Genomic DNA, 13513 nt, shown 5'->3' with positions numbered 1-13513 from the left:
AAAAGGCCCGGCTAGACTGATCAGGGGCGAAAAGCCACGATCTGTGGCCGCGCTTCATCAGGCAGCTTCCATTGGCGCTCGGCGGCGAAAACCGCGTTGGGGTATTCCGGCCTGCCTCGGCTGCCGTTGTAGCGGCCCAGCGCCAAGTACAGGTTGCCGCGCTCGCGGTCCAGGTAGTGGCGCAAGATGATGCAGCCAAACCGCAGATTGGTCTGCATGTGGAACAAACTGGCTGGGTCACCGGTGCCGATCAGGCGCGACCAGAACGGCATGATCTGCATGTAGCCCCGCGCACCCACCGACGAGATCGCGTATTTGCGGAAACCGCTTTCCACCTGAATCAAGCCCAGCACCAGCGACGGGTCCAGGCCTGCCCGCTTGGCCTCGTACCACACCGTTTGCAGGAACTCTCGGCGCACCTGATCTTCGGGCTTGCGCTTCTTCAAGCGCAGGCCCGCCGCATCTGCCCAGCGGTCGAAATCGAATCTTTGCGTTTGATCAGCAAACACCAGCATGGGCGGCGCTGATTGGGCAGCGGCGGCCGACAGCGCCGTGCGCACGGCATCGGCCAGCGGCTCTTCGGCCTGGGCGCCTGCCCAGGCGGCGTGGCCCACCAGCATGGAGGCCATGCTCGCCAGACACCAGCGCATCAGCACCGAACGAGCGCCTGCCTTCATCCCATCACACCTTCACACGCGCCTTGACCCAGGCGGCCACTTCAGCCACGGCCACTTTGGTCGCTTCCTTGTCCTGACGCCCCTGGTACTCGGCAATGCCGTCCTTGAGGCCCTTGTCGCCCAGCACCACACGGTGAGGCACGCCGATCAGCTCCCAGTCCGCGAACATCGCACCAGGGCGCTCGCCACGGTCGTCCAGGATCACGTCGATGCCCGAGGCCGCCAACTCATCGTGCAACTGGTCAGCCGCCGCTTTGACGTCGGCCGAGCGGTCATACCCGATCGGGCAGATCACCACGGTGAACGGTGCGATCGAATCGGGCCAGATGATGCCGCGCTCGTCGTGCTTTTGCTCAATGGCCGCGCCCAGGATGCGGGTCACGCCAATGCCGTAGCAACCCATCTCGAAATGCTTGGGGCGGCCGTCTTCGTCCAGGAAGGTCGCGTTCATGGCCTTGGAGTATTTGGTGCCAAGGTAGAACACGTGGCCCACCTCGATGCCGCGCTGGATGGCCAGCACGCCTTGGCCGTCGGGGCTTGGGTCGCCTTCGACCACGTTGCGCAAGTCGGCCACCAGGTCGGGCTCGGGCAGGTCACGGCCCCAGTTCACGCCCTTGAGGTGGAAACCTTCTTCGTTGGCACCGCACACAAAATCAGCCATGTTGGCCACCGTGCGATCGGCCACCACCTTGACGGGCTTGACCAGTTGGACCGGGCCCAGGTAGCCAGGCTTGCAGCCGAAGTGCTCGATGATTTCTTTCTCGGTGGCGAAGCGGTGACCGGCCTTCAAGCCAGTCACCTGCCCGTTCGCATCGGTCAGCTCGATCTTGCCCGCCTTGACTTCGTTCAGCTCATGGTCGCCGCGCACCAGCAGCAGCCAGACGGTGGATTTGACAATCTCGCCCGCTTCATTGGCCTCGTCTGTGGCCAACACCAGGGACTTGACGGTCTGGCTCAGAGGCAAGCCGAGCAAAGCGGCCACATCCGGGCAAGTGCTCTTGCCGGGCGTCGCGGTCTTTTCAAGCGCTTGCGTAGCCGCCGCGCGCGATGCGATCAGCGGCACCCCTTCGGCCAGTTCGATGTTGGCTGCGTAATCGCTGGTCGGGCAATAGACGATGGCGTCCTCGCCCGTGTCGGCAATGACCTGGAACTCGTGCGAACGATCACCCCCGATGGCGCCGGTGTCGGCGGCCACGGCGCGGTATTGAAGACCGAGTCGGTCGAAGATGCGGCTGTAGGCGGCAAACATGATGTCGTAGCTTTTACCAGCGCAGGCAGCATCCCGATCGAAGGAATAAGCGTCCTTCATCGTGAATTCGCGGCCACGCATCACGCCAAAGCGCGGACGGCGCTCATCGCGGAACTTGGTCTGCACATGGTAGAAGTTCTTGGGCAACTGGCGGTAGCTGCGCAACTCTTGCCGGGCAATGTCCGTGACAACTTCCTCGGAAGTGGGCTGGATGATGAAGTCGCGGCCATGCCGGTCCTTCACGCGCAGCAACTCGGGGCCCATCTTGTCGAAGCGGCCCGTCTCTTGCCACAGCTCGGCGGGTTGCACCACCGGCATCAACAGCTCAACCGCACCAGCGCGGGTCATTTCTTCACGGATGATGCCCTCGACCTTGCGGATGGTGCGCAAGCCCATGGGCATGTAGTTGTACAGGCCGGCGCCCAATTTCTTGATGAACCCGCCGCGCATCATCAGCTTGTGGCTGACGATCTCTGCATCGGCCGGGGCTTCTTTGAGTGTGGAAATGAAGAACTGGGAAGCTTGCATGGGTATGAAAAATGCACCGTTGCTTAGGGACTCGCGCTTGCGTTTCAACCGAGCGGTGCAATAATGAAATCAGTTGAAAAATTCGGAGTTGATTATGCTCGACCGTGAAGGCTTTCGCCCCAACGTCGGCATCATCCTGCTCAATCATCGGAACCAGGTTTTTTGGGGCAAGCGCATCCGCACCCATTCCTGGCAGTTTCCGCAAGGCGGCATCAAGCATGGCGAGTCGCCTGAGCAGGCGATGTTTCGCGAGCTCCACGAAGAAGTGGGCTTGCTGCCCGACCATGTCCGCATCGTTGCCCGCACGCGCGATTGGCTGCGCTATGAGGTGCCCAATCACTTCATCCGCAAGGATGCGCGTGGCCACTACAAAGGCCAAAAACAGATCTGGTTCTTGTTGCAGCTCATGGGTCGCGACACGGACATGAATCTGCGCGCCTCAAACCACCCTGAGTTTGACGCATGGCGTTGGCACGACTACTGGATCCCGTTGGAAACCGTGATTGAGTTCAAGCGCGGTGTCTACCAATTGGCTTTGTCCGAATTGGCGCGCTTCGTGCCCAAGCCACAAGGGCAGCAACCCAACCGCTACTTGCGGGCCAGCATGCGCGGTGCGCATCGGCTCGAAGACATGAATGCGGACCCGGAGGGATCAGAAGACCCAGACCAAGTGGTCGGGCCGGACGAGGGCATCATCATCATCGATGGCACCCACCGCTGACCCAACCAGCCAAAGCGGTGCTTGAGCCAAGGCAGGCTCAAGCACCAACCCTCACCCGACTCAGTCGACTTCGGTCTTGGTCGCGCACTCAGCGTCAGATGGATTCACATCACAACGGGCGCGCTTGACGATGTTCAGGCCGCGCTTGTTGTAGATGCCCTGATTGGCAATCTCGATGCGGGCTTCGCGGAACATCTGCACGTACTTCGGGATGTTTTCGGGCGGCAGGTCAACCCACATGTTGGCTGGCACGCCCTTCTCGGCCACATCAATGAAGTGCAAGGCGCGGTCGAACTGCGTGACCCAATACTGACGCGACTTCTCGCCAAAACCCTCGGGGAACTTGGTTTTGTTCAGCACAATCTGCACGGTCGGGATCAGGATCGGCAAACGGCCAATGCCCCCGGTGGTGCCAATGCCCTTGTACAGCTCAAAGGGCTTGAAGGCCACGGCCGGCAAGGTAACCATGTCAACCGAACCATTGTTGAACTTGGGCCCGATGTTGGTCACGTCTGCCGACACGGGCTGGGCGCCGATGCGCTGGATCATCACGCCCTGGGCCTTGTCGTAGTCGAAGGCGGCAATCTTTTTACCGGACAGGGCTTCGACCGAATTGATTCGACGATCACGCACGATGGGATAAGCCGCGCCCAAGGGGAACAGGCCGCCGACTTCGTAGTTGCCTTCCACCATCAGCTTGGCAGCCTGAGGCAGGCTGAACACCTGGGTGACCTTGCGCACGACTTCGTAGCTGGCCTTGATGTCGATCTTGCCGTTGCGCACGATGGTGGTGGCACCAATGCTGTCGAGGGCGCCAGAGATGGCGTTGAATGGACGTGTCCGCAAAGTCGTCGCTATCACGGCATCACATTGGCCAGAACGGAACTCCTCAATCGCCACGCGCTCATCGACGTAGCCTTTGATTTCCAGCTCGACGCCGTGCTTTTGCATGGCCACGACATAGTCCACCGCCGATGAAGTGACGTCGCCGGATTTACCAGCCACGTCCCAAACGCAGATCATAGATTTGGCCATCACTGGAGGGGCCACGCAACTTGCCACTGCCAACACTGCAGCAGCCTTCGACCATGATTTCATTTTCATCTGAGTCCTTTGATTTCCTGACATTGATGTCTCCACGCTTTGTGGACATCTGCACCACCAAATGGTTCCAACTTTGTTCAATAACAAGGAGGACCCTGATTCAACGCGGAATTGGCGCTCAACACGGACAGGGTGAACCCTAGCTGAACACCAACCTCATGGGGGATTGATCAGACCAAGACGAGGTTGTCGCGGTGAATCATTTCGGGTTCACCGGTGAAACCAAGCAAGGCCTCGAATTCGCTGGAAGGCTTGCGCGCGATGCGTCGGGCCTCGCTGCTGGCGTAATTGGCCAAGCCACGCGCCACATCTTGCCCTTGCGCATTTCGGACAGCAATGACATCACCCCGGTGGAATTCACCCACCACTTCGGTCATGCCAATGGGCAGCAGGCTCTTGCCTTCATCGCGCAGCTTGAGCACTGCACCGTCATCAATGACCACGGCACCACGAAGTTGCAGGTGATCGGCCATCCATTGCTTGCGCGCAGCGACCTTGGCCGTGGTGGCGACGAACAAGGTGCCGATGGACTCGCCTTGAGACAAGCGCACCAGCACGTCGGTCTCGCGGCCCCAGGCCACCACCGTGTTGGCGCCACTGCCGGCCGCGCGCTTGGCGGCCAGCACCTTGGTGATCATGCCGCCCCGGCCAATGCTGGAGCCCGCACCGCCAGCCATCTGTTCCAAAGCCGGGTCTCCCGCCGTGGCCACGTCGATGAAGCGGGCGTTGACGTCCTTGCGGGGATCGGCGCTGTACAGGCCCTTCTGGTCGGTCAGGATGACCAGCACATCGGCCTCAACCAGGTTGGCCACCAGCGCACCCAGGGTGTCGTTGTCCCCGAACTTGATTTCGTCGGTGACCACGGTGTCGTTCTCGTTGATGACGGGCACGACCTTGTGCGACAGCAGTGTCAGCAAGGTGGAGCGGGCATTGAGGTAGCGCTCGCGGTCGGCCAGATCGGCGTGCGTGAGCAGGACTTGCGCGCTGCCCAGGCCATGCTCGCTGAGCTTGGTTTCGTACATCTGGGCCAAGCCCATCTGGCCAACAGCGGCGGCGGCCTGCAGTTCGTGCAACTCTTTGGGGCGCGTGGCCCAGCCCAGGCGCTTCATGCCTTCGGCAATGGCACCGCTGGACACCATGATCACTTCGCGACCGTCTTGCGCCAGGGCTGCCAACTGGCGACACCAGGTGCCGATGGCTTCGGCGTCGATGCCCCGCCCCTCATTGGTCACCAAGCTCGATCCCACCTTGACCACGATGCGGCGGGCGTTTTTCAGAACGTCATTCATGGTGTCAGAGCGAGGAGTGAGGTGGGGAAGAATCAGCGGAAACGAGGATCGTCCACGTCCGGAACATAGGCTTCGGGCGCTTCAGCGGCTTTCTTGGCGGCCGCTTTTTTGGCGACAACCTTTTTGGCGACAATCTTTTTGGCGGCCACCTTCTTAGCGGCCACCTTCTTAGCGGGGGCAGCTTTTTCAGCCACAGCCTTCTTTGCGGCGACTTTCGTGGCGGGGGCCTTCTTCGCGGGCACCAAGCTCTCAAGGTCGGGCAAATCCATCGACGCATGGGCCAGGGGGGGCTGGGTCAGCGGCACATCCTCCTCGGTGAAGTCGAAGCGGATGTCGCGGTCTTCGTGGTGCTCTTGCATGCTGGCCACGAACTCGTAAATTTTCAGGGCCAGGTGCTCGCAACCTTCGTGGCTCAAGGCCGAGATCTGGAAGACGGGGCCTTTCCACTTGTAGCGCTTAACGAAATCCGCCACACGCTGGGCACGCTCTTCGGGCGGCACCACGTCCATCTTGTTGAGCACCATCCAGCGCGGCTTGTCGGCCAGGGCCTTGTCGTACTTCTTCAATTCGTTGACGATGGCTTTGGCCTGCTTGACCGGGTCCACGTTGTCATCGAAGGGGGCCATGTCCACCACGTGCAGCAGCACGCGGGTGCGCTGAAGGTGGCGCAGGAAGAGGTGGCCCAGACCAGCGCCTTCGGAAGCCCCCTCGATCAGGCCGGGGATGTCGGCCATGACGAAACTCTTTTCAGGGCCCACGCGCACCACACCCAGGTTGGGGTGCAGCGTGGTGAAGGGGTAGTCGGCAATCTTGGGGCGGGCGTTGGACACCGCGGTGATCAGCGTGGACTTGCCCGCGTTGGGCATGCCCAGCAAGCCGACGTCGGCCAGCACGCGCAACTCCAGCTTGACCTTCAGGCCAGCACCGGGCCAGCCGGGCGTCTTCTTCTTGGGCGCGCGGTTGGTGGCAGTTTTGAAGCGCAGGTTGCCAAAGCCGCCGTCACCGCCCTTGCACAGCAGGTAGATCTCGCCGTGCTCGATCATCTCCTTGATGACCTCGCCGGTTTCGAAGTCGCGGATGATGGTGCCCACCGGCATGCGCAGGGTGATGTCCGGGCCAGCAGCGCCGAAGCAATCTGCGCCGCGACCTTGTTCGCCATTGCGGGCGAAGTGCTTGCGGGCGTAGCGGTAATCGATCAGGGTGTTGATGTTGCGGTCGGCCTGCACGTAGATGTGCCCGCCGCGTCCGCCATCGCCGCCATCGGGGCCACCGAAGGGGATGAATTTTTCGCGACGGAAACTCGCGGCACCGCTGCCGCCATCGCCTGCGGCCACTTCAATCGTGGCTTCATCGACAAATCTCATGGGGCGGGTGTCCTTGTGTGTGCCGTCGCGACCGGATGAAACCCGGTGATTATCGACATGAAAGCCGACTGCCTTGGCCGTCGGCGAAAAAACGCAAAAGCCCCGGCGAGCCGGGGCTTTGTCTCAGCGGGCGACCCCGAAAGGCCAAACCGCTGAAGTGACGATCAGACCGGAGTCACGACCACCGTCTTGCGGTTCAGAGAACCCTTGACGGTGAAGGACACGGTGCCGTCGACCAGTGCGAACAGGGTGTGATCGCGGCCCATGCCGACGTTGGTACCTGCATGGAAGCGGGTGCCACGTTGGCGAACAATGATCGAACCTGCCGACACGAGCTGGCTACCGAAAGCCTTGACGCCGAGCATTTTTGGTTGGGAGTCGCGGCCGTTCCGCGTGGAACCGCCGCCCTTTTTCTGTGCCATGGATCTGCTCCTTGGTGGGTTAAGCGTTCACGGAGCTGATTTGCAGCTCAGTGTAGTTCTGACGATGGCCTTGGCGCTTTTGATAGTGCTTACGACGACGCATCTTGAAGATGCGCACTTTGTCGTGACGGCCTTGCGAGAGAACAGTTGCTTTGACGGTTGCGCCAGCCACCAAGGGCGTGCCGATCTTCATTTCAGCGCCGATTCCGACTGCCAAAACTTGGTCGATCACGATCTCTTGGCCAACGTCCGCAGTAATCTGTTCTACTTTGATCTTTTCGCCAGCAGCAACTTTGTATTGCTTGCCGCCGGTTTTTATGACCGCGTACATAGGGAGACCTTTCAAATATCTGATGCCCGCTTGTCAAACAGCATCTCAAACAGGGTCGCGGCGATCAGATCAGGAAAAATCCCGAATCTTCTACACACGTCTGCGTTGAGTCCGCATTGAAAAGAAGGCGACGAATCTCCGCACACTCAAAGTGCGAAGCTCTCGATACTACCACGTGGTCTGCCTTGTTTGCAAGCCAGCGGGTCGGCCGCACTGTTTTCCATGGTCTGGGCAGTCAGGATCGGGCCGTGGCCTTCACCCCTGCTGGCGCCGAAAGGATCGGTGCCCGCGCCGGGGTCCAGTTCGTCCTGGGGGGCACCCCAGCCGAAAAAGGCCGTCACTTCGTCGCGCTTGGCCAAGGCGTCAGTGAAGCCCAGGTGGATCAACTCGCGGGTGAACGACGATTCGAACAACAAATAGCTGGCCAGCGCCGAGCCTCGGGCGGTTTTGCCGCGGCCATACACACCGACCGCGCGCAACATGCCCCGCACGGCGGGTGGCAATGCCCACAGGTGGCGGGCGGCGATGTCGTCGATGCGCTGGCTGGGCGCGATCACCAGCACGTCCACCTGGCGCAACGTTGAGCGCTCGCGCGCCTCGTCCGACATCAGGCTCAGGGTGCTGTTGACGCGCTGCATGCGTTCGATATCCACCGCCAGGGCGTCCAGGAAGATGCTGGACATGGCGTGGCCGGCGATCTGCGCCAGGTTGGGATATTCAAGGATGGTGTCGCGCGGCGCGGGGGGTTCGTGCAGGCGGCCGGCACCAATCACCAGGATGCGGTCGGCGCCCAGGTGGATGGCGGGCGACATGGGGGCGGCTTGGCGCATGGAGCCATCGCCGAAATAGTGCGGTCGACCATTGACCGACAACTGCACTGCGGGGAAGACGAAGGGGATGGCGCTGGAGGCCATCAGGTGTTCGATTGACAAGCTGTCGCGCACACTGATGCGCTGGGAGCGGTCCCAGGAGGCCACCGGCTCGGCGCAGTCGTAGAAGGTGACGTGCTCACCCGTGGTGTAGCTGGACGCGGAGATCGCCACAGCGTGAAGATGCCCCTCCTCCATGAGCTTGGGCAGGCGGTCGATCTTGAACAGGTCGGGCAAGAGTTCGCGCAGGGGCTCGTTGTCGAGCAGGGAGCGCGGGCGCGCCCGACGCCAGCGGGCCAAAGCCCAACCAAGCGAGAACAGGGTCAGCCACTGCGCACCACTGCGGATGATGCCCAGTGAGTCAGAGTGGTAGACCTGCTCGGATTTGAAATCGCGCCAGACCTCGACCATGGCGCGCACGGCCAGCTCGAAGTGGTCAGCCCGGCAAGCCAGACCCAGACCATTGAGCGCACCGGCCGAGGTGCCGGAGATGATCTGAAAGGGATTGCCGCGCTGCTTTTCGCCGCTGTCACGGCGGATCAGCATCATGGCTTGGAGCACGCCGACCTGGTAGGCGGCGCGGGCGCCACCGCCAGTGAGGACCAAAGCTGTTTTTCCGGGCAGGCTCATATGGCACTTATCGGCACAAAGCCGTCAGATCTGAGGGGGAAGATACCCTCATCAGGTGCGAAGACGCATCAAGGTGGACTTGCCGAACAGGCTTTCGACCAAGTCGACCACCAGCTCGGCGGTTCGGTTTTGCAAGTCTCGGGCCGGGTTGAGCTCCATGATGTCCAGGGACGACAGGCGGCCGGTGTCGGCGATCATTTCCATGCAGAGTTGGGCTTCGCGGTAGGTGGGCCCGCCGCGCACGGCCGTGCCCACGCCGGGCGCGATGTCCGGGTCGAGGAAGTCAACGTCGAAGCTGACATGCAGGTGGGTGCGTTCGTCCACGCCCATCAAGGCCTGCTGCATGACGGCCCGCATGCCGTGTTCGTCCAGGTGGCGCATGTCGAAGACTTCCAGGCCCTGGGCGTGCACGAATTGGCGCTCATGTTCGTCCACGCTGCGCACGCCGATCAGGCGGAGTTCGTCTCGCGACAGGGCGGGCTGCGGCAAGTCGGCGGCGGCCAGGTGTACCAGATCATCCGGGCCCAGGCCAAACAGGACGGCCACGGGCATGCCATGCAAGTTGCCGCTGGGGGTGATGTCACTGGTGTTGAAATCCGCATGGGCGTCCAGCCAGATGACGCGCAGGTTCTGGCCGGTGGAGCGGCAATGCGCCGCTACGGCACCGATCGAACCCATGGCCAGGCAATGGTCGCCGCCCAACAGCATGGGCATCTCACCGGTCGCCAAGGCGGCGGACACGGCCTGGAAAACCTGCTGGTTCCAGGCGAGTACTTCCTTCAGGTGGCGGTGCCCATTCACGGGTGGCTGCCAGGGGTTGGTGGGCCCAATCAGGTTGCCACCATCGTTGACCGTCAAGCCCAGCCGAGCCAAAGCCTCCGGCAGACCGGCCACTCGCAAGGCCTCGGGCCCCAGGCCAGCCCCGCGCATGCTGGCCCCCACGTCGGTGGGCGCGCCGATGAGTCTGACGGTGCGGCTGTTCATGCGGGCCCCTTTTTCCACGTGAAGCCCGGCTTACCAGCCGCAGGCCGAGTCCTCGTCCGGCCGTCCCAGGCCGTAGACCTGTTGCAGCGTTTCCCAGGCTTCGTCGGCGGTTTCAACGTAACGGAACAAGTGCACATCGCCGGGACTGATCATGCCGGTGTCCACCAAGTGGTCGATGTTGATGAGCTTGGTCCAGAATTCGCGCCCGACCAGCAGCACAGGGCGCTTGCGGCATTTGCCGGTCTGCATCAGGGTGAGCGCTTCGAACAATTCATCGAGCGTGCCAAACCCACCGGGAAAGCACACTAGGGCCACCGAGCGCATCAGGAAATGCATCTTGCGCAAGGCAAAGTAGTGGAACTGGAAGCACAGCCGAGGCGTGATGTAAGGGTTGGGCTCTTGCTCGTGGGGCAACACGATGTTCAGGCCGATGCTTTTACCCCCCACCTCGAAAGCGCCCCGGTTGCCCGCTTCCATGATGCCGGGGCCGCCACCGGTGACCACGTAGATGGGCGTCTGGAGTTGGGCCGAATGCGTGGTGACCAGGGTGGCAAACTTGCGCGCCTCTTCGTAGTAATGAGACATCTCCTGGTGCCGACGGGCCTGGCGCAAGGCCACCTCGCGCTCGGACCCCTGGGGCAGGGCCTCCGCTTCGGCGAGGCGAGCATGGGCCTCGGTGGCCGGGAGGATGCGGGCGCTGCCGAACATCACGATGGTGGATTTGATGCCCTCCTCGCGTTGGACCATCTCGGGCTTGAGCAACTCCAGCTGCATGCGCACCGGGCGCAGGTCCGGGTTGAGCAGGAATTCCGGGTCGGCAAACGCCAGGTCGTAGCTGCTGTCGGCCCCCGCGTACAGCGAGGGTTTGGCGGCGTTGCGCGCGTCCTGAACCGCTGTGGGGAAGTTACGTTCAAGCAGTTCTTTGGGGTCGTTCATGGTGTTCAGTGCCTTGTGGTCCACACACTGAGCACGCCGGCTCGCGGCGCGCCCTCAATTCAGTCCAACGCCAGCTTCGGCCATCCAACATCAGCAGGCGTCCTGCCAATGAAATGTGCGCCGGGTGGCTATTCAATCCCGCCAGCAGTTTGAGCGCTTCACCCGCCTGCATCACGCCCAGCATGCCCACGACGGGCGCGAAAATCCCGAGGGTGGCGCAGCGGGTTTCAGGCGGCGCCTGGTCGGGTGGAAACAGGCAGGCGTAGCAGGGGGATTCCGGCCGCCTGGGGTCAAAGACGCTGATTTGGCCGTCAAAGCGCACGGCAGCGGCCGAAACCAGAGGCACGCGCGCCTCAATGCAAGCGCGGTTGATCAGTTGGCGGATGGCGAAGTGGTCGGTGCAGTCCAGCACCACATCCGCCTGGGGCACCCAGTGGGCCAATAGCGCGGCATCGGCCGCCTGGGGCACCGTGTGCACCTGCACTTCGGGGTTAATCTGGGCCAAACCAAGGGCGGCAGAAGCCACCTTAGTCTGGCCGACCCGCTCGGTTGTGTGCACGATCTGGCGCTGCAGGTTGGTCAAATCGACCGTATCAGGGTCGATCACCGTGATGCGGCCGACACCTGCGCTGGCCAGGTACATCAAGGCCGGAGACCCCAGACCACCCGCCCCGATGACCAGGGCGTGGGCGTTCAAGAGATGCGTCTGAGCCTCTTCCGACCACTCATCCAACAAGAGATGGCGGCTGTAGCGCAGGCGTTGGTCGTCGTTCACTGCGCCTTGGTGTCCTCGGGCTTGCGCTCGGTCATGGTCTTGGACACAACAACCGGCTTGCCCTTGAGCTGGGCCACGGCCTGCTGAAGCTGGAAGTCTTCAGTGCTGCCGAATTCAGGCAGCGGCTTGGGCGGCTCGTTCTTTTTGGCGGAGGCTTCTTCCAGCTTCTTCATGGCCTCTTCGCGCGCCTTTTCACGGGCGGCATCCTTGGCCTCGGCACCCTGCCCGCTGGCAATGTGCTTTTCCAGGTCGGCTTCGCGCATACGGAGCGCGCTGAACAGGTTGCCTTCGGCCGTTTCGTCCAGCATCACGTCGGGCACGATGCCTTTGGCCTGGATGGATCGCCCGCTGGGGGTGTAATAGCGCGCCGTGGTGATCTTGAGCGCGGTGTCGGCCGTCAGCTGGCGCACGGTTTGCACCGAGCCCTTGCCGAAAGTCTGGGCCCCCATGATGACTGCGCGCTTGTGGTCCTGCAACGCACCGGAGACGATTTCACTGGCCGAGGCCGAACCTTCATTGACCAGCACCACCAACTGCACGTTCTTGATGGCCGCAGGCAGTTTGGCCAGCGGATCGGCGCCCAGGCGGCGGGTGTAATCCTCGGGGCGGGCCTTGAAGATGGCCTTGGATTCGGGGATCTGGCCGTTGGTGGACACCACCGTCACGTCTTTGGGCAGGAAAGCGGCCGACACGGCGATGGCGCCTTCCAGCAAGCCACCCGGGTCGTTGCGCAGGTCCAGCACCAAGCCCTTCATCTTGGGCTCTTCCTTGAAGAGCTTGTCGGCCTTGGCGACGAAGTCTTCAACCGTGCGGTCCTGGAACTGGGTGACGCGGATCCAGCCATAACCTGGCTCGACAATCTTGGCGCGCACGCTTTGCACGCGGATTTCTTCGCGGGTGATGGTGACCGGGAAGCTGCGGTTTTCAAGCTTGCGGAAAATGGTCAGGACCACCTTGGTCTGGGGCTCGCCGCGCATGCGCTTGACGGCCTGGTCCATGGTCAGGCCCTTGACGAAGGTGTCATCGATCTTGGTGATCAAGTCGCCACTCTTGAGCCCCGCGCGGAAAGCGGGCGAGCCTTCGATGGGCGAGACGACCTTGACGAGGCCGTCTTCCATGCCGATTTCAATGCCGACGCCCACAAACTTGCCCGTGGTGCCTTCGCGGAACTCCTTGAAGGTGGTTTTGTCAAAATACGTGGAGTGGGGATCGAGGCCCGACACCATGCCCCCAATGGCATCGCTGATGAGCTTTTTCTCGTCCACCGGCTCGACATAATCGGTCTTGATCATGCCGAACACGGCGGCCAACTGCTGCATCTCTTCCAGCGGCAAGGGAGCCACAGTGTTGCGGGCGGTGGCCTGGAACTGCATAGTGGTCAAACCGCCGGCCAGCACACCCAGTGCCACCCAGCCCGCAATCTTGAATTTGGAAGTCATGGCCAATGGCGCCTTTTCGAACCCGCAACGAACCCAGCGATGCCACCTGAAACCTCAGATGACGAAATGTTTTTCCAGTATAGGACCGCCCAACGCAGGACAAAGTTCAATAAGGGCAGAACTTGGCCTCTGTATGGGGCTTTGCACCGTTTAGTCGCAAGAAGCTGACGATCACCCCCGGATCTCCCCCTTCAC

The 13513-nt window shown here is 62.1% G+C and carries 12 protein-coding genes and 1 pseudogene; 1 reads left to right on the top strand and 12 read right to left on the bottom strand.

Going from position 1 to position 13513, the window contains the following annotated elements:
* Positions 1-20: 20 nt before the first annotated feature.
* Both PSV38_RS03060 and PSV38_RS03055 read right to left on the bottom strand, forming a co-directional pair.
* Entirely contained in the window at positions 21-650 is a 630-nt protein-coding gene (locus PSV38_RS03060; RefSeq protein WP_300544748.1) for a transglycosylase SLT domain-containing protein, read from the bottom strand.
* A gap of 31 nt (positions 651-681) precedes the next feature.
* Entirely contained in the window at positions 682-2454 is a 1773-nt protein-coding gene (locus PSV38_RS03055) for a proline--tRNA ligase (protein WP_300544707.1), read from the bottom strand.
* A 94-nt stretch (positions 2455-2548) separates the two neighbouring features.
* Between PSV38_RS03055 and PSV38_RS03050 the strand changes: the two genes are divergently transcribed.
* Positions 2549-3175, top strand: a complete 627-nt coding sequence (locus PSV38_RS03050; RefSeq protein ID WP_300544705.1) for an RNA pyrophosphohydrolase — start codon at positions 2549-2551, stop codon at positions 3173-3175.
* 60 nt (positions 3176-3235) lie between these two features.
* On the opposite strand, the gene PSV38_RS03045 is transcribed toward PSV38_RS03050, so the two are convergent.
* The 10 genes and pseudogenes from PSV38_RS03045 to PSV38_RS03000 all read right to left on the bottom strand — a co-directional run bounded on the left by PSV38_RS03045 (position 3236) and on the right by PSV38_RS03000 (position 13318).
* On the bottom strand, positions 3236-4198 hold the full coding sequence (locus PSV38_RS03045; protein WP_300544702.1) for a putative solute-binding protein: 963 nt from the start codon (positions 4196-4198) through the stop codon (positions 3236-3238).
* A 251-nt stretch (positions 4199-4449) separates the two neighbouring features.
* The gene (proB, locus tag PSV38_RS03040) at positions 4450-5568 is read right to left on the bottom strand and encodes a glutamate 5-kinase (protein ID WP_300544699.1); all 1119 of its coding nucleotides are present in this window, start codon (positions 5566-5568) and stop codon (positions 4450-4452) included.
* Between the two features lie 350 nt (positions 5569-5918).
* Positions 5919-6932: pseudogene (gene cgtA / locus PSV38_RS03035) on the bottom strand (Obg family GTPase CgtA); the annotation flags it as partial.
* Positions 6933-7096: 164 nt separating this feature from the next.
* A complete protein-coding gene (gene rpmA / locus PSV38_RS03030; RefSeq protein ID WP_300544696.1) occupies positions 7097-7354 on the bottom strand; it encodes a 50S ribosomal protein L27 in 258 nt (85 codons plus the stop codon).
* A gap of 19 nt (positions 7355-7373) precedes the next feature.
* Positions 7374-7685, bottom strand: coding sequence for a 50S ribosomal protein L21 (gene rplU / locus PSV38_RS03025; RefSeq protein ID WP_230178785.1), 312 nt, complete (start codon positions 7683-7685; stop codon positions 7374-7376).
* Positions 7686-7831: 146 nt separating this feature from the next.
* Positions 7832-9184 carry a patatin-like phospholipase family protein gene (locus tag PSV38_RS03020; RefSeq protein ID WP_300544690.1) on the bottom strand — a complete coding sequence of 451 codons (1353 nt, stop codon included), beginning with the start codon at positions 9182-9184 and terminating at the stop codon, positions 7832-7834.
* Positions 9185-9235: 51 nt separating this feature from the next.
* The gene (gene rocF / locus PSV38_RS03015) at positions 9236-10168 is read right to left on the bottom strand and encodes an arginase (RefSeq protein ID WP_300544688.1); all 933 of its coding nucleotides are present in this window, start codon (positions 10166-10168) and stop codon (positions 9236-9238) included.
* Positions 10169-10198: 30 nt separating this feature from the next.
* The gene (locus PSV38_RS03010) at positions 10199-11104 is read right to left on the bottom strand and encodes a TIGR00730 family Rossman fold protein (protein WP_300544685.1); all 906 of its coding nucleotides are present in this window, start codon (positions 11102-11104) and stop codon (positions 10199-10201) included.
* Positions 11079-11879, bottom strand: coding sequence for a HesA/MoeB/ThiF family protein (locus PSV38_RS03005; RefSeq protein WP_300544683.1), 801 nt, complete (start codon positions 11877-11879; stop codon positions 11079-11081). The genes PSV38_RS03010 and PSV38_RS03005 overlap by 26 nt, the downstream gene beginning before the upstream one ends.
* Positions 11876-13318, bottom strand: coding sequence for a S41 family peptidase (locus tag PSV38_RS03000; protein ID WP_300544681.1), 1443 nt, complete (start codon positions 13316-13318; stop codon positions 11876-11878). The genes PSV38_RS03005 and PSV38_RS03000 overlap by 4 nt, the downstream gene beginning before the upstream one ends.
* Positions 13319-13513 lie beyond the last annotated feature (195 nt).

The organism is Aquabacterium sp. (genome assembly GCF_029946005.1).
Taxonomy (GTDB): domain Bacteria; phylum Pseudomonadota; class Gammaproteobacteria; order Burkholderiales; family Burkholderiaceae_C; genus Aquabacterium.
The sequence above is the reverse complement of the archived record's forward strand: the minus strand, read 5'-3'. Positions and strand labels throughout refer to the sequence as shown.